Source organism: Brevundimonas fluminis (assembly GCF_003934285.1).
Taxonomy (GTDB): domain Bacteria; phylum Pseudomonadota; class Alphaproteobacteria; order Caulobacterales; family Caulobacteraceae; genus Brevundimonas; species Brevundimonas fluminis.
In genome coordinates this window covers 323236-339596 of record NZ_RQWJ01000002.1, presented here as the reverse complement: position 1 = coordinate 339596, position 16361 = coordinate 323236, and the positions used below count along the sequence as shown (strand labels likewise).

Sequence of the window (16361 nt, the reverse complement as noted above, 5' to 3'; positions counted from 1 at the left end):
CGGCCACGCGCCCTATGTCGAGGCGGTGAGCCTCTCCGACTTCGAGATCGAGCGCTATGCGCGGCACCTGATGCTGGCCGAGGTCGGCGGCGTCGGCCAGCGCCGGCTGAAGGCCGCGCGCGTTGCGATCGTCGGCGTGGGCGGCGTGGGCGGGCCCGCGTCGCTGGACCTCGCCGCGGCGGGCGTGGGCACGCTGCGGCTGATCGACCCCGACGTCGTCTCGCTGTCCAATCTGCAGCGACAGGTGCAGTTCTCCACCGCGGACGTCGGCCGCCCCAAGGTGGACGCGGCGGCGGAGCGGCTGGCGGCGCTCAATCCTTACGTGGCGATCGAAACGCGGACCGAGGCGCTGACGCCGGCGACGGCACGGGCCCTGCTGGCCGGCTCCGACGCGGTGATCGACGGGACGGACGACTTCGCCGTGCGTCGCGCCGTCAATTCGACCTGCCTCGAGCTGGGGACGCCGCTGGTTTCCGGGGCCATCGGGCGCTGGAGCGGCCAGGTGGGGGTGTTCGTCGGTCGGCCGTGCTGGGCCTGTCTGGTTCCCGAGTCGCCGCCGGAGGCCGAGACCTGCGCCCGGGTGGGGGTGATCGGCGCCTTGGCCGGCGTCGTCGGCAGCCTCTGCGCCCTTGAGGCCGTCAAGCTGATCGCCGATGCGGGCCGGCCCCTGACCGGGCGGCTGCTGGTGTTCGACGGACTGTCGGGCTCGGCGCGGACGGTGCGGGTCGCCGCGGACCCGCACTGTCCCGCCTGCGGTCAGGCGAAGGCGGTCCTGAACAGGTCGACGTAGCGCCGCATCAGGGCCAGTTCCTGCTCGGCCTCCCAGTCGGCATGGCCGAAATCGGGGATTTCGACGTAGTCGACGGTCTTGCGGGCCGCGCGGAGGGCGTCGCGCATGCGGTGGGACTGGGCCACCGGGACCACGCCGTCCTCCGCCCCATGCACGAGGATGACGGGGCAGGAGACCTCGGCCGCGCGCCGGCGGGGCGAGGCCGCTTCCAGCATGGCGCCGTCCGCCCGGGGATCGCCGATCCTCTGCGTCCAGAACTCGACGATCTGCGCGCCGGGCGTGTCGTCGAGCCGCTTCTCCCACTCCATGATGTCGGGCAGGTCGTAGACGCCGCAGATGCCCACGGCCGCCTTGTAGAGGTCCGGTCGCAGGACGGCGCCCATCAGGGCGGCATAGCCGCCGTAGCTTGTGCCCATGATCCCGACGCGGGCGCCGTCCAGCCCCCTCGCCGCGACGGCATGGGCCACGGCGTCCTCGACGTCGTGCTGCATCCGTTCGCCCCAGCGTTTCCAGCCTTGCTGGGCGAAGCTACGGCCATATCCTCCGGATCCGCGGAAGTTGGGCTGCAGCACCCACCAGCCCTGCGCCGCCAGCACCTGCGCCTGCCGGTCCCATCCGCGGTGGTCGCGAACCTCGGGTCCGCCGTGGGCCCGCACGATCAGCGGACCGGGAGCGGCCCCGGGCGGTGCGGTCAAATAGGCCTCGATCCGCGCTCCATCGCGGGTCGCGACCTCAAGCACCTCGGCGTCCCCCAGACGCTCGGGCTCCAGATCCCGACGCCAGCCGATGTTGGTGATGGATCGGGCCGCGCGGTCGTACAGCCACCAGCTGCCGGGCTCGCGCGGGCCGGTGGCGAGGGCGAGGAACCGGTTGCGCGCGGCGTCGACCGCCTGGATCTGCACGTCGCAGGCGCCGTCGAAGAACCGGTCCAGCGCCCGGTGGTGGGCCGCCAGCCCGTCCTCCACGAAGTCGTACTCCAGGCGGTCGCCGTAGAAGGCCGCGCCGATGTGCCGGCCGGCGGAATCCGTCACGCCGGCGAGCACATCGCGCCCCTCGCGCGACTGCAGGGGCGGACCGAAGGTTAGGGTGTGCAGATCCAGTTCGCGCAGGGACTCCACGTCCTCGCCGTCCTGCCGCGCGGTGACCAGGACGACGCCGGGACGGTCCGTCTCCGTGACCCACGAGAAGTCCGGGGCGTCGGCGACCCAGTTCCGGCGCAGGAATTTCCACTCCCGCTCGCCCGGCGCCCGGCCGTAGACCGTCTCCATGTTGCCGCGCGAGTTGATGTCGTGGCGCAGCACGGGGACGCCGGCCTGGGTGCGCCAGGCGTAGGTGCCGCTTTGGCCGCGCTCGATGCGGACCGCGCTGCCGTCGCGCACGTCGACCTTGTGCAGGCCCAGCACCCCGTCGTTTTCGCGCGAGGTCATGAGCACGTGGTTCGGTTCGGCCGGCAGCATGTCGACGATGCGGCCCAGATCGAAGTTCTGGCGCATGCGGCGGCGCTGATCCTGGAACAGGACCACGGGCGGGGACGCGCCTTCCACGTCCAGCGAGAGCACCCGGCGCTGCGTCAGTTCCAGATCGTCGGAGCGGATGTTGCTGCCCGTCGGGGCGCGGCCGGTGACGGTCGTCTTGATCAGGACCCGGACCAGAAGCCGGGCGTCGTTGGCCCAGGCGACGCTCTGGACGTCCAGCGGACCGATGTCGATGCGGCCTCGCGGACCCTCCGGATCGTCGGCGTCGACCACGTCGATCACGCCGTGCGGCGCGGCGGGCGTGCCGATCTGCTCCAGCGCCGCCAGCCGTTTTCCGTTGGGCGACAGGGCGACGCCCACGGTGCGCTCCGGCCGGAAGAAGGCCTCGATCGGATAGGCCGCGCGGCGCGCCCAGGCCGGCCCGGCTCCGGCGACGAGCCCCAGCGCGGCCGTGCCCACGATCATCTGCCGGCGCGTGGCCACCGGACCGACGCGACGCCGCGGCGTCTCACTCATCTGGAACTCCCCCGAACTGCGACGATCACAACCTGAGGCGGCAGAGCGGTCAAGTCCTCAGACGGCCGGCAGCACCCGATCCGGCGGACGGTGGCCGTTGGCGAAGGTCATGACGTTCAGGATCACGCGGTCGCCCATGTCCTGACGGGACTCCACCGTGGCCGAGCCGAGGTGGGGCAGGAGCACCGCGCGGGGATGGTGGAGCAGGCCGGGGTGGACGGCGGGTTCGTGTTCGAAGACGTCGAGGCCGACGCCGCCTAGACGGTTCCCGTTCAGGGCGGAGGCCAGCGCGGCCTCGTCGATCAGCTCGCCGCGCGCGGTGTTGATCACGATGGCGTGCGGCTGGAGGCGCGACAGGCGATCCGCCGACAGGATGTGATGCGTCTCCGGGGTGGCCGGGGTGTTCAGCGAGATCAGGTCCATGCGGGGCAGCATGGCGTCGAGATCGTCCCAGTGCGTCGCGCCCAAGTCTTCCTCGATCATCGGGCCGAGAGGCTTGCGGTTGTGATAGTGCACCTGCAGGCCGAAGGCGCGGGCGCGCCGGGCCAGGGCCTGACCGATGCGGCCCATGCCGACGATGCCCAGCCGCTTGCCCCACAGTTTGCGGCCCATCATCCAGGTGGGGGTCCAGCCCTCGAACCGGCCCGCGCGCAGGGCCTCGGCGCCCTCCACCACACGACGGGACACGGCGAGGATCAGCGTCATGGCCAGGTCGGCCGTGTCCTCGGTCAGGACGCCGGGCGTGTTGCTCACCAGAATCCCGCGCGCCTGGGCCGCGGACACGTCGATGTGCTCCGTCCCCGCGCCGAAATTGGCGATCATCTTCAGGCTCTCGGACGCGCCGGCGATCAGCCCGGCGTCGATGCGGTCGGTGATGGTGGGGACCAGCACGTCGGAGGTCGCCATGGCCTCGGCCAGCTCCTCGCGCGTCATCGGGCGGTCGGTCAGATTCAGGCGCGCGTCGAACAGTTCGCGCATGCGGGTCTCGACCGCGTCCGGCAGCCGCCGGGTTAAGGTGACCTTAAGGCTGCGGGCCGACATCTGCGGCGGAATCCTTTCGTCCGGAGCGCGCCGGTGTCGCCGCCCACGCTTAGCAAAGCCGTCCGTGCGATCAAACGCCAGCTGCTGCTCGCAGGCGTCGCGGTCGCGCTTGGGGCCGGAACCGCCATGCCCGACGGCCGGCCGACGCCGACCGGCTTCGAGGTGCCGCGCTGGATCGCGCTGAGCTCGAAAGAGGTCCACGCGCGACGCGGGCCGGGCACCGACCATCCGATCCTGTGGAAGTACACGGCGCGCGGCCTGCCGGTTCAGGTGATCGCCGAAACGCGCGAGTGGCGGAAGGTGTGCGATCCCGAGGGGTCCGTCGTCTGGATTCACCGCACGGTGACCAGCGGGCGACGCCGCGTGTTCAACATGGGCCAGGAGCCCGTGCCGATCCATTCGGGCCGGGACGCGAGTTCCTCCATCAAGGCGCGCCTGGGTCCGCGCAGCCTGATCGCCGCTGAAGACTGCGAGGACGGCTGGTGCAAGGTCCGCGACGGCCGGCTCAAGGGCTGGGTGCAGGAGGCCGCCGTATTCGGCGCCGCGTCCAGGGCCCAGTGCGACTGGCGCCGTCCGGCGGGGGCCGCCGGTTGACCGCGCCCGCGTCGGGGTGCAATCCCCGCGCATGAGCATTTCGACCCCAATGTCGGACCCGGCCAACCGCCGCTCCAGCTACGACTACGACCAGCTTCTGGCTTCGGGTCGCGGCGAACTGTTCGGACCGGGCAACGCCCAGTTGCCGGCCCCGCCGATGCTGATGTTCGACCGCATCGTCCACATCGACGACACCGGCGGCTCCCACGGCAAGGGCCGGATCGAGGCCGAGCTGGACGTCAGTCCGGACCTCTGGTTCTTCCAGTGCCACTTCATCGGCGATCCGGTGATGCCGGGATGTCTGGGCCTGGACGCCATGTGGCAGCTGGTCGGCTTCTACCTCGGCTGGATCGGAGGTCCGGGCAAGGGCCGGGCGCTGGGCGTCGGCGAGGTGAAGTTCACCGGCCAGGTCCTGCCCGACGTGAAGAAGGTCACCTACAAGATCGAGCTGAAGCGGGTCATCAACCGCAAGCTGGTCATGGGCATCGCCGACGGGGTTCTCGAAGCCGACGGCGTCCCCATCTATACGGCCACCGACATGCGCGTGGGCCTGTTCGGCGCGTCCGAACAGGGCTGAGCGCGTTCAAGGTCAGCCGCCCCAAGAGCGGCGACCGAAGCTGAAGACAAGGGACTGAAACATGCGGCGCGTCGTCGTCACCGGACTGGGCATCGTCTCCTCCATCGGCACCGGCCAGGACGAGGTCGCCGCGTCGCTGCGCGAGGCGAAGTCAGGCGTGCGGTTCGCGCCGGACCACGCGGAGCACGGCTTCCGGTCGCAGGTCTGGGCGCCGCCGTCGCTGGGGCACACCGCCGAGGACTGGGCCCCGCACGTGGATCGCCGCGCGGCGCGCTTCCTGGCCAACGGGACGGCCTGGGGGCACATCGCCTTCGAGGAGGCGCTGAGGGATTCCGGCCTGACGCCGGAGGAGATCAAGGACGAGCGCATCGGTCTCATCGTGGGCGAGGGCGGCCCCTCGACCCAGGTCATCCTGCAGGCCGCCCAGACCACGATCGAGAAAGGCTCGCCCAAGCGCATCGGCCCGTTCGCGGTGCCCAAGGCGATGGCTTCGGGCCCGTCGGCGGTTCTGGCCACCTGGTTCGAGCTGAAGGGGATCAACTATTCGATCAGCTCGGCCTGCGCGACCAGCGCCCACTGCATCGGCGCGGCCGCCGAGCAGATCGCCTGGGGCAAGCAGGACGTCGTCTTCGCCGGCGGCGTCGAGGACATCGACTGGTCGATGTCGAACATGTTCGACGCCATGGGCGCCATGTCGTCCAACTTCAACGAAACGCCGTCGGTCGCCTCGCGGGCCTACGACAAGGACCGCGACGGCTTCGTCATCGCCGGCGGCGCGGGCATCGTCGTGCTGGAGGAATACGAGCGGGCGGTGGCGCGCGGCGCGACGATCTACGCCGAGGTCACCGGCTACGGCGCGAACTCCGACGGCTACGACATGGTCGCCCCTTCGGGCGAGGGAGCCGAGCGCTGCATGAAGATCGCGCTGGAGATGGCCGGCAATCCGAAGATCGACTACCTGAACCCGCACGGCACCTCCACGCCGGTCGGCGACAGCAAGGAGATGGGCGCGGTCCGCAACGTCTTCGGCGACGCCCTGCCGATGATCTCCTCGACCAAGTCCCTGACCGGCCACTCGCTGGGCGCCGCCGGGGCGCAGGAGGCGATCTACTGCCTGCTGATGATGAAGCACGGCTTCGCCGCCGAGAGCGCCCACATCGAGAGCCTGGACGCCGAGTTCGAGGGCATGCCGATCCTGCGGAAACGCCACGACGGCGAGCTGACGCACGTCATGTCCAACTCGTTCGGCTTCGGCGGCACCAACGGCTGCCTGATCCTGTCGAAGGTGTGAACGCCGACGATCGACGCGCGCTATAGTCGGTCCCGAGCCGCAGGAGCCGCCGCCTGACCGCCGATCCCTACATCCTGTTCCTGCTGGGCCTCGGGCTGGTGGTCCTGCTGGTCAGCTGGGCGCCGGTCGGGCTGCGGCGGCTGCCGCTGACGCTGGCGATCCTGTGCGTCGCGATCGGGCTGGGGGTGTTTTCGTCGGGCCTGCTGGCGTTCGACCCGGACCCGCGAACCTGGGACACGGCCACGGAGAAGCTGACCGAGCTGGCGGTCATCATCAGCCTGATGGGCTGCGGCCTCAAACTTGACCGCAAGATCGGCTGGAAGAGCTGGTCGACGACCTGGCGACTGCTGGCCGTCGCCATGCCCCTGACCATCGTGGCCGTGGCCGTGCTGGGAGTCTGGGGGCTGGGGTTCGCCCTGCCGATGGCGATGTTGCTGGGCGCGGCCATGGCCCCGACCGATCCGGTTCTGGCGGCCGACGTCCAGGTCGGTCCCCCGCGCTCGGGCGAGGAGGACGAGGTGCGTTTCGGCCTGACGTCCGAGGCGGGTCTGAACGACGCGCTGGCCTTTCCCTTCGTGCACCTGGCCATCCTCGCCTCGCTGGGCGGGCTGGCGTCGCAGCAGGCGATGCTCGACTGGGGACTGGTCAAGGTCGGCTGGAAGATCCTGGCCGGACTGGGCGTCGGCTGGCTGGTCGGCGCGGCGTTCGGCTGGCTGCTGTTCCGGGGGTCGGAGCGGGAGCTGTCGAAACTGGGGGACGGCCTGATCGCGCTGGCGGCCACCTTCATCGCCTATGCGGCGACGGAGTTGGCGCACGGCTACGGCTTCCTGGCGGTGTTCGTCGCGGCGGTGACGATCCGCAACTGGGAGCGGGACCACGACTTCCACGAGGAGATGCACGATCTGTCGGACCAGATCGAGCGGCTGCTGATCATGCTGCTGCTGGTGCTGTTCGGCGGGGCGCTGGCCAATGGACTGCTGGTCAGCCTGACGTGGGTCGACGCGGCGGTGGCGATGGCGATCCTGCTGGTGGTGCGGCCCGTGGCCGGCCTCCTGTCGCTGGTCGGCGCGCGCCAGCCGTTCCGGGAGAAGCTCCTGCTCGCCTTTCTGGGCATCCGGGGCGTGGGTTCGGTCTACTACGTCGCCTACGGCCTCAACCACGGTCGGTTCGGGGACAGCGAGCGGCTGTGGGCGGTGGTCGGCTTCGTGATTCTGGCGTCCATCGTCATCCACGGCGTGACGGCGACGCCGCTGCTGGAGCGGCTTGCCCGGTGGCGGACGGCCAGGGCGGGCTGACTTTCCCGGCGCGGCGCGTCCTGCTACCCCTCGCCGCCTGATTTTCGAGGAGAAGACCTATGGCGTCGGAGTCCGGCTGGAACATGCCCGCGGGCGAGCTGATGAAGGGCAAGAAGGGCCTGATCATGGGGGTGGCCAACGCCAACTCCATCGCCTGGGGCATCGCCCAGCAGCTGGCCGCGCAGGGCGCGGAGCTGGCCTTCACCTATCTGGGCGAGGGGCTGGAGCGTCGCGTGCGCCCGCTGGCCGAAAGCGTAGGAGCCAGGCTGATCCTGCCGGCCGACGTCACCGACGACGCCTCGATGGACGCCCTGTTCGCCGAGCTGGAAAAGACCTTCGGCACGCTGGACTTCGTGGTCCACTCCGTCGCCTTCGCCAACAAGAACGAGCTGCAGGGCTCGTTCGTCGACAACACCACGCGCGACAGCTTCCTGCTGGCCATGAACATCTCGGTGTTCAGCTTCGTGGACGTGTCGAAGCGGGCGGCAAAGCTGATGCCGAACGGCGGTTCGATCGTGACGATGACCTATCTGGGCTCGGAGCGGGCCATCCCGAACTACAACACCATGGGCGTGGCCAAGGCCGGGCTGGAGGCCGCCACCCGCTACGTCGCGCGCGACCTGGGGCCGAAGGGCATCCGGGTGAACGCCATCTCGGCGGGGGCCATGCGCACCCTGTCGCTCGCCGGCATTTCGGGCGGGCGCGGCATGCTCAGCAAGGGCCGCGAGATGAGCGCCATGAAGGAAGACACGAGCATGGAAGGCGTCGCCGGCTGCGCCCTGTGGCTGTGCTCGGACCTCGGCTTCTCGACCACGGGCGAAGTCATCCACGTCGACGCCGGCTTCCACATGATGGGCATGGCGGCGGACGAGGAGGGCTGAGGCTCAGGGTCGGCCCTCGCCCCGCCCCACCCGCCGATAGGGAAACGCGTCGCGGATGTGCGGCCCGAAGAAGCGCCCCTTCGAGCGGGAGGCACGGAAGTCCTCGACCAGCTCCGGCGGCACCCGGTCGTAGTCGTAGACGTCGCCGGAGGTGAAGACGATCCTCAGGCGGCGGGCTTCAGGGTCATAGCGGAAGCTGCGGATGACGCTGGAGGGCATGCCTCTCCAGCGTCTCTCCGCGACTCCGGGTTCCGTCAGGCCAGCGAGGGGTCGGCCTGCTTGCACGCCTCGATCAGGCCCTGAACCGAGGCCACCGACTTCGCCAGCATCTCCTTCTCGGCGTCGTCGGTGGTGAACTCGACGATCCTCTCGACGCCGCCGGCGCCGATCAGGGCGGGCAGGCCGACGTAGAGGTCGTTCAGGCCGTATTCGCCCGACGCCCAGACGGCGCAGGGCAGGACGCGCTTCTGGTCCAGCAGGTAGGAGCGGGCCATGGCGACGGCCGATTCCGCCGGGGCGTAGAAGGCCGAGCCGGTCTTCAGCAGGGCCACGATCTCGCCGCCGCCCTTGCGGGTGCGTTCGACGATCGAGTCCAGATCGGCCTGGGACAGGAAGCCGGCCTTGACCGCGTCGGGCAGGCTCAGGCCGCCGACGGTGGAGTGGCGAACCATCGGCACCATGTCGTCGCCGTGACCGCCCAGGGTCCAGGCGTGCACGTCCTGGATCGACACGCCGGTCTTCTCGGCCAGGAAGGCGGCGAAGCGGGCGGAGTCCAGCACGCCGGCCATGCCGACGACCTTCTCCTTGGGCAGGCCCGAGAATTTCTGCAGGGCCCAGACCATGGCGTCGAGCGGGTTGGTGATGCAGATGACGAAGGCGTTCGGGGCGTGCGCCTTGATGCCCTCGCCCACGGCCTTCATGACCTTCAGATTGATGCCGATCAGGTCGTCGCGGCTCATGCCCGGCTTGCGCGGCACGCCGGCGGTGACGATGCAGACGTCGGCGCCGGCGATGTCGGCGTAGTCGTTGGCGCCCTTCAACGACACGTCCTGACCGAAGACGGCCGAGCCCTGGAAGATGTCCAGCGCCTTGCCCTGCGGCGTGCCCTCGGCGATGTCGAACAGGATCACGTCGCCCAGCGCCTCGCGCGCGCAGATGTGGGCCAGGGTGCCGCCGATCATGCCGGCGCCGATGAGGGCGATCTTGGCGCGTGCCATAGGGTACGTCTCCGAAGGTTCCATGGGGAGGTTGGGCGCGGGTCTAGACCCCGCACGTCGTGCCTGCAACCATGCCGGCGCAATGGCCGCTCCGTCCGAAATCGTCCCCGCCGGGGAGGTGCCGACCGATCTGGTCAAGGTCGCCGACGCGCGCGCCGTGCGGGCCGAGGTCGAGGCCTGGCGGGCGCGCCTGCTGCGACCGCCGGGACTGTGGGACCGGGCGACGCGGGGGACGCAGGACCGCATCAACCGGGCGATCCCGGAGCGCGTGCACGCGACGGTCACGGCGGGCGTCGAGGCCATGACGAAGGGCATTCTGACCGGCGCCGACGTGCTGGCCCGGCCGGCGCCGCGCGGCTCGCTGGCGGCCGCCGAGGCGCGGTCGCGGGCGGTCCTGAAGGCGCACCGCAACGCCGCCAGCGTCGAGGGCGGCGTAGCCGGGGCCGGCGGCTTCCTGCTGGCGGCGGCGGACTTTCCCGCCCTGATGGCCATCAAGGTGCGCATGCTGGCCGAGATCGTCGCGGCTCACGGCTGGAGCGGCGGCTCGGCGCGGGAGCGGCTGTTCCTGCTGCACGTCTTCCACCTGGCCTTCGCCAGCGCGCGGCGGCGGCCCCGGGCGCTGGAGGCCCTGGACGACTGGATCGCCGGCGTGAACCAGCCGGATCTGGTGGCCGACTACGACTGGCGCACCTTCCAGATCGAGTACCGCGATCACATCGACCTGGCCAAGCTGGCGCAGATGCTGCCGGTGATAGGCGTGCCCGTGGGCGCCGTGGTCAACTGGCGCCTGACCGAGCGGCTGGGCGAGACGGCGATCATGGCCTGCCGGATGCGCTGGCTGGCGGAGGGCGAGGCGCCCTAGGCTTCGTCCCGCTCGTCCACCTCGGGCGGGCGGACGGCGCGCAGCCAGCCGTCGGTCAGGCGCACCTCGGGCACGGCGTCTCGGGTGAAGGGCAGGTACCACGTCGGACCGCCCTCGGCGGGGGCGATCTCCAGCATGTCGCCGGCGCCGAAGTTGGGGACCGACTTCACCGTGCCGATCACGCGGTCGTCGGCGTCGCGGGCGGAAAGGCCGATCAGGTCGGTGAGGTAGAATTCGTCCTCGTCCTCGGGCGGCGGCAGGCGGTCGCGTGGGACGAACAATTTCAACCCGCGCAGGGCGTCCGCCTGTTCCTTCGTGGTGATTTCCTTGGCCCGGCCGACGATCGCCGTCTTCTCGGGCCGGCCGGAGGTCAAGGTCAGGCCGACGGAGCCGTCGGCGCGCAGCAGGGGGCCATAGGCCAGCAGCGCCATGGGGTCCGCCGTCCAGGCGGTGACGCGCACCTCGCCCTTCACGCCGAAGCCGCCGGCGACCTGGGCGACGAGGATGAGGTTCTGATCGGTCATGCGACGCGCCGGATAGCAGAAAGGGCGACGCCGAACGACGCCGCCCTTCGATCTCTGGAGAAGATGAGGCGATCAGGCCTCGGTCTTCTCTTCCTCGGTCGGCTCGGGGGCCGGGGCTTCCTCGGTCGCTTCCGCAGCCGGCGCTTCCTCGGCGGCGGCTTCGGCCGGGGCCTCTTCCGCAGCGGCTTCGGCGGCCGGAGCCTCCTCGGTCACTTCCGGCTCGGGCTCGGGAGCCGGAGCGTTCTTGGCGGCTTCGGCGGCGGCGGCGGCCTCTTCCTTGGCGCGGGCGGCGGCTTCGGCGGCCTCGGCCTTGGCGGCGGCTTCAGCTTCCAGACGGTCGGCTTCGCGCTGGGCGCGCTCGGCGGCCCGTTCCTGGGCCTTCTTGCCCGGCTCGGCCTTCTTCATGTTCTGGCCCTGCGTCCACTTGACCTTGGCGCCCAGGGTCTCGTCCTGCGACAGGAAGCGGGCGACGCGGTCGGTCGGCTGGGCGCCCTTGCCCAGCCATTCGGCGATGCGGTCGACCTTCAGGTTGACGCGCTTCTGCTCGCCGTCGCGCGGCAGCATCGGGTTGTAGGTGCCGACGCGCTCGATGAACTTGCCGTCGCGCGGCGAGTGGGAGTCGGCGACGACGATGTAGTAGTAGGGGCGCTTCTTGGCGCCGCCGCGGGCCAGACGAATCTTCAGCATTTTCGGTCTCTTTCTCTAGTCGGTCTTATTTCTTGCGAGGGAAGCCGGGCAGACCCGGAAGTCCCCCCGGAAGTTGTCCGCCGCCCAGTCCGGCGAGCCGGTCCTGGATGGCTTTAAGTTCGTCGGCCGAGGGTTCGGGCATCTTGCCGCCGCCCATCGCCTTGAGGCGCGCCATGTCGGGGCCGCCCATTCCGCCGGGGCCGCCGCCGAGGCCGCCCAGCATGGCGGCCATCTGCTGCATCTTCTTCGGGCCGCCGCGCGACAGGGACTTCACCATGTCGGCCATCTGGCGGTGCTGTTTGAGCACCCGGTTGACGTCCTGCACCTCGACGCCGGCGCCGGCGGCGATGCGCTTCTTGCGGCTGGCGTTCAGCAGGTCCGGCTTCTTGCGCTCGGCCTTGGTCATCGAGGAAATGATGGCCTCCTGGCGCGCGATCATGTGGTCGTCGACGCCGCTGTCGGCCATCTGGGCCTTCATCTTCGCCACGCCGGGCAGCATGCCCATGATGCCCTGCAGACCGCCCATGCGCTTCATCTGCTGAAGCTGGCCCATCAGGTCGTCGAGGTCGAACTGGCCCTTGGCCAGTTTGCGGGCCATCTTCTCGGCCTTCGCCTGATCGAGCTCCTGGCTGGCCTTCTCGACCAGGGCCACGATGTCGCCCTGACCCAGGATGCGGCCGGCGACGCGGCGGGCGTCGAACACGTCGAGCGCGTCGACCTTTTCGCCCGCGCCCAGATACTTGATCGGCAGGCCAGTGACGGCCCGCATCGACAGCATGGCCCCGCCGCGCCCGTCGCCGTCGGCGCGGGTCAGGACCAGACCCGTCAGCGGCAGACGCTCGTGGAAGGCCTTGGCCGTGCGCACGGCATCCTGACCGGTCAGGCTGTCGGCGACGAGCAGGGTCTCGACCGGCTTCGACACCGCGGCGACCTCGGCCACCTCGGCCATGAGGCCTTCGTCCAGCGTGATGCGGCCGGCGGTGTCGAGGATCAGGACGTCGAAGCCCTGCAGCTTCGCCGACTGCAGCGCGCGCTTCGTGATCTGGACCGCGCTCTCGCCCGCCACGATCGGCAGGGTCGCGACCTCGATCTGCTTGCCCAGCGTGGCCAGCTGCTCCATCGCCGCCGGACGACGCGTGTCCAGCGAGGCCATCATGACCTTCTTGCGGTCGAACTTGCTGAGGCGCAGCGCCAGCTTGGCCGAGGTCGTCGTCTTGCCCGAGCCTTGCAGGCCGGCCATCAGCACCACGGCCGGCGGCGTGGCGTTGACGTTGAGCGGGACCGGCTCGTCGCCGCCCAGCATCTCGATCAGGCCGTCATAGACGATCTTGACCACCTGATCGGCCGGCTTGACCGAGCGGATGACCTCCTCGCCGGTGGCGCGCTCGGTGGCGAAGGCGATGAAGTCCTTGACGACCGGCAGGGCGACGTCGGCCTCGAGCAGGGCCACGCGAACCTCACGCATCGCCTCGGCCACGTCCTTTTCGGACAGGGCGCCGCGGCCGGTGATCCGGTCGAAGACGCCTGTCAGCCGCTCGTTCAGAGCCTCGAACATTCAATCCCTTTCAGGGCGCAAAACGACCTCAGCCCCAGTGGACGTATGACGTCGACTGGGGTCCTCTCCCGGCTCGTCCTGACATGCTGCAGGGGTCGTCCGGGAGGAGGCGCGAGGGAAATTGCGCCGGAAGCGGGGGCTTATGGCGGAAAAGCCGGACGAAGACAAGGCGAGCCGGGCGCGCCGACTGATCGCCGTTCAGCTTTCGCCGAATTCACCCGGCGTCACCATTCCGCCTTCGGATTCGCAACATGCCGCAACGAAGCGTCGCCATTGAAACGGGGTCGCCGGCAAGAGCGACGCATCCTCCTCAGGAGACCCCGATGAAGACGCTGATCCTGGCCGCCGCCGCGGCCCTTTCGCTGGCCGCTCCGGCCATGGCCGCCGACCCGCTGCGCATCTCGCTGGCCGACCTCGACCTGGGCACGCCCTCCGGAGCGGCCGCACTGGACGCCCGCATCGACGCGGCCGCCGACGCCCTGTGCCGCGACGCCCGCCGCCCCGGCAGCCGCCTGTCGGATCGGGCTTACTGCGAGGCCGGCGTTCGCGCCGAGGTGATGGCCGCCCTGCCCCTGCGCGCCCGCGCCGATTATGTGCGGGCGACCGACCTGCTGACGGTGCGTGTGCCCACCGACGCGCGGTGATCCGGTCGACGGACGCGAAAAGGCCCCGACGGGAAACCGCCGGGGCCTTTCTTGTCGTGCCCTACCGCTCGCGATGCGGTCGCTCGCTACTTGAGGGCGACCGCGCCTGCCCGGCGCTCAAGCAGCGAGGCTCCGCGAGCCGAGCGTCAGCGCCATCTAGGACGTCGGGAAGCCGCGGACCTTGAGCAGGGCGCTCACGTCCGGGTCGCGGCCGCGGAAGCGGCGGTAGGCCTCGGCGCGGTCGGTGGTGTTGCCCTCCGCCAGGATGATCTCCTTGTAGCGGCGGCCGATGTCCGGATTGAAGACGTCGCCCGACTCCTCGAAATAGGCCCAGGTGTCGGCGTCCATGACCTCGGACCACAGATAGCTGTAGTAGCCGGCCGAGTAGGCGTCGGACGTGAACAGGTGATTGAACTGCGGCAGGCGGTGCCGCATCACGATCTCCTTCGGCATGCCGTAGCGGGCCAGGCTCTCGCGCTCGAAGGCGTCGATGTCCGTCGGAGGTTCGGCCCGCGTGTGCAGGTCCATGTCGACGAGGGCCGACGACAGATAGCTGACCGTCGCATAGCCCTGGTTGAACGTGGCCGCGGCCTCGATCTTGTCGACCAGCGACTGCGGCATCGGCTGGCCGGTCTCCACGTGCTTCATGTAGCCGTCGAGGATGGGCCGGCTCAGGACCCAGTGCTCGTGCACCTGCGAGGGGTATTCGACGTAGTCGCGCGGCGTGCCGGCCAGCGAAGGATAGGTCACCTTCGACGACAGGCTGTGCAGGGCGTGGCCGAACTCGTGGAACAGGGTCTCGGCGTCGTCCAGCGAGATGAGCAGCGGCGCGCCGCCCTCGGCCTTGTTGAAGTTGTTGTTGTTGGACGACAGCACGTTCTTGACGCCGTCATAGGTCGAATAGCTGCGGTAGGTCGTGGCCCAGGCGCCCGAGCGCTTGCCGGTGCGGTTGAAGTCGTCCGAGTAGAACAGGCCGACGTGGCTGCCGTCGGACCTGTTCTTCACCTCGAACACCTCGACGTCCGGATGGAAGACCGGGACCGTGCCGGGCGCCAGCTTGACGAAGTCGAAGCCGTACAGCCGGCCCGCCATGTAGAAGGCGCCCTGCTTGACGGCGTTCAGCTCGAAGTAGGGTTTGATCTCGTTCTGATCGAGGTCGTACTTCGCCTTCCGGACCTTCTCGGCGTAGTAGAGATAGTCCCACGGCTCGATGTCGTGGCCGGCGATGGCCCGCATGTCGGCCACCTCTTCCGCCACGCGGGCGACGGCCGGACGCCAGACGCGAATCATCAGATCCATGGCCGCCTCGGGCGTCTTGGCCATGGTGTCCTGCATCCGCCATTCGGCGTGGTTGGCGTAACCCAGCAGCTTCGCCCGCTGCGCCCGCAGACGCACGATCTCGGCGATCGTCGCATTGGTGTCGTTGGCGTCGCCGTTGTCCCCGCGGTTGACGAACTTGCGCCACACCGTCTCACGCATGGCGCGGTCGTCGGCCATTGTCAGGAAGGGATCGACGCTGGAGCGGGTGTTGACGATGGCCCAGCCCTCGAGGTTCCGGGCGCGCGCGGCCGCGGCGGCCCCCGCCTTGTCGGACGCCGGCAGGCCGGCGACGCCGGACTCGTTCGGGATGTGCGTCCAGGCGTTCTCGTCGGCGACCACCTTCTGGCTGAAGCTGGTGAAGGCCTGGGACAGGGCGGTGTTGATGCGGCCCAGTTCCGCCTTGCCTGCGGCGTCCAGCGCGGCGCCGTTGCGGATGAAGGCGTCGCGGCTGCGTTCGGCGATGCGCTTCTGTTCAGCCGTTAGCCCCATGGCGTCGGCGTTGTCCGCCACCGTGCGGATGCGGGCGAAGAGCTTTTCGTTGAAGGTGATCTCGTTGCCGGCCTGGGTCAGCAGGGGCGCGACCTCGCGCTGCACCGCCTGGTAGTCCGGCGTGCCGATGTTGCCGGTCATTACGCCGAAAAGCGACAGGGCGCGGCCCAGCGGCTCTCCCGCCATCTGGTTGGTCACAAGGGTGTTGGCGAAGGTCGGCGGCGCGGGATTGTCGGCGATCGCGGCGTACTCTGCGCGCTGCAGCTCGATGCCCTCGAGGATGGCGGCCTTCAGCTTGTCGGCGGTGACCTTGTCCCACGGCGGCACGCCCTCGAACGGACCGGTCCATTCCTGAAGCAGTTCGGCCCGCGGCGTCTGCACCGGCAGGACGGCCCGCGCCTCGGCGGCCTCGGCCTCCAGCGTGGCGACGGGCGTGCCGCCCGCGCCCGCTCCGGCGGTGGCGCAGCCGGTGAGGGCCAGCAGGCTGCCCCCGGCGATCAGGAAATGGCGTCTTTGCATGACGAAGGCTCTCCGCATCTGTCTCGGTGGCGGACCTTGGACCGGGCGAGCCTGACTGTCACCTGAACGGGCCGTAATCTTCGG

General features: G+C 70.1%; 16 protein-coding genes. 8 read left to right on the top strand and 8 right to left on the bottom strand.

Translation table 11 applies throughout. The features are described from left to right. Positions 1–25: 25 nt before the first annotated feature. Positions 26–790 (top strand): HesA/MoeB/ThiF family protein, encoded by a 765-nt coding sequence (locus EFJ44_RS02190; protein WP_125255545.1) that lies wholly within the window; start codon positions 26–28, stop codon positions 788–790. Here EFJ44_RS02190 and EFJ44_RS02185 read toward each other — a convergent pair. Both EFJ44_RS02185 and EFJ44_RS02180 read right to left on the bottom strand, forming a co-directional pair. After that, a complete protein-coding gene (locus EFJ44_RS02185) occupies positions 757–2781 on the bottom strand; it encodes a S9 family peptidase (protein ID WP_125255544.1) in 2025 nt (674 codons plus the stop codon). The two genes, EFJ44_RS02190 and EFJ44_RS02185, sit on opposite strands and share 34 nt — an antisense overlap. 57 nt (positions 2782–2838) lie before the next feature. Further along, positions 2839–3822 carry a 2-hydroxyacid dehydrogenase gene (locus EFJ44_RS02180; protein WP_125255543.1) on the bottom strand — a complete coding sequence of 328 codons (984 nt, stop codon included), beginning with the start codon at positions 3820–3822 and terminating at the stop codon, positions 2839–2841. A 126-nt stretch (positions 3823–3948) separates the two neighbouring features. On the opposite strand from EFJ44_RS02180, the gene EFJ44_RS02175 reads away from it, so the two are divergent. From EFJ44_RS02175 to EFJ44_RS02155, 5 genes are all read left to right on the top strand, one after another. Next, entirely contained in the window at positions 3949–4416 is a 468-nt protein-coding gene (locus tag EFJ44_RS02175) for an SH3 domain-containing protein (protein WP_125255542.1), read from the top strand. A 49-nt stretch (positions 4417–4465) separates the two neighbouring features. After that, complete coding sequence (gene fabA, locus EFJ44_RS02170; protein WP_125256052.1) at positions 4466–4993, top strand: 3-hydroxyacyl-[acyl-carrier-protein] dehydratase FabA; 528 nt, start codon at positions 4466–4468, stop codon at positions 4991–4993. A gap of 61 nt (positions 4994–5054) precedes the next feature. Beyond that, the gene (gene fabB, locus EFJ44_RS02165; RefSeq protein ID WP_125255541.1) at positions 5055–6284 is read left to right on the top strand and encodes a beta-ketoacyl-ACP synthase I; all 1230 of its coding nucleotides are present in this window, start codon (positions 5055–5057) and stop codon (positions 6282–6284) included. Between the two features lie 98 nt (positions 6285–6382). Then, positions 6383–7579 (top strand): cation:proton antiporter, encoded by a 1197-nt coding sequence (locus tag EFJ44_RS02160; RefSeq protein WP_241209645.1) that lies wholly within the window; start codon positions 6383–6385, stop codon positions 7577–7579. Positions 7580–7662: 83 nt separating this feature from the next. Next, positions 7663–8460, top strand: a complete 798-nt coding sequence (locus tag EFJ44_RS02155) for an enoyl-ACP reductase FabI (RefSeq protein ID WP_206426865.1) — start codon at positions 7663–7665, stop codon at positions 8458–8460. A 3-nt stretch (positions 8461–8463) separates the two neighbouring features. On the opposite strand, the gene EFJ44_RS02150 is transcribed toward EFJ44_RS02155, so the two are convergent. Further along, complete coding sequence (locus EFJ44_RS02150) at positions 8464–8679, bottom strand: KTSC domain-containing protein (protein WP_125255538.1); 216 nt, start codon at positions 8677–8679, stop codon at positions 8464–8466. A gap of 35 nt (positions 8680–8714) precedes the next feature. Then, complete coding sequence (mdh, locus tag EFJ44_RS02145) at positions 8715–9677, bottom strand: malate dehydrogenase (RefSeq protein WP_125255537.1); 963 nt, start codon at positions 9675–9677, stop codon at positions 8715–8717. 82 nt (positions 9678–9759) lie between these two features. Between mdh and EFJ44_RS02140 the strand changes: the two genes are divergently transcribed. Then, a complete protein-coding gene (locus EFJ44_RS02140) occupies positions 9760–10539 on the top strand; it encodes an EcsC family protein (RefSeq protein WP_125255536.1) in 780 nt (259 codons plus the stop codon). Here the strand turns inward: EFJ44_RS02140 and rimM are convergent. From rimM to ffh, 3 genes are all read right to left on the bottom strand, one after another. Beyond that, positions 10536–11063: a ribosome maturation factor RimM gene (rimM, locus tag EFJ44_RS02135; RefSeq protein WP_125255535.1), complete on the bottom strand. Its 528-nt coding sequence runs from the start codon at positions 11061–11063 to the stop codon at positions 10536–10538. The two genes, EFJ44_RS02140 and rimM, sit on opposite strands and share 4 nt — an antisense overlap. A gap of 72 nt (positions 11064–11135) precedes the next feature. Then, positions 11136–11750: a 30S ribosomal protein S16 gene (rpsP, locus tag EFJ44_RS02130; protein ID WP_125255534.1), complete on the bottom strand. Its 615-nt coding sequence runs from the start codon at positions 11748–11750 to the stop codon at positions 11136–11138. Positions 11751–11775: 25 nt separating this feature from the next. Continuing rightward, positions 11776–13305 carry a signal recognition particle protein gene (ffh, locus tag EFJ44_RS02125; protein WP_125255533.1) on the bottom strand — a complete coding sequence of 510 codons (1530 nt, stop codon included), beginning with the start codon at positions 13303–13305 and terminating at the stop codon, positions 11776–11778. Positions 13306–13628: 323 nt separating this feature from the next. Here ffh and EFJ44_RS02120 point away from each other — a divergent pair, with 323 nt between their 5' ends. Further along, complete coding sequence (locus EFJ44_RS02120) at positions 13629–13949, top strand: UrcA family protein (protein ID WP_164511823.1); 321 nt, start codon at positions 13629–13631, stop codon at positions 13947–13949. Positions 13950–14105: 156 nt separating this feature from the next. Here the strand turns inward: EFJ44_RS02120 and EFJ44_RS02115 are convergent, their stop codons facing one another. Next, positions 14106–16277: a M3 family metallopeptidase gene (locus EFJ44_RS02115; protein WP_125255531.1), complete on the bottom strand. Its 2172-nt coding sequence runs from the start codon at positions 16275–16277 to the stop codon at positions 14106–14108. Positions 16278–16361: the final 84 nt, after the last annotated feature.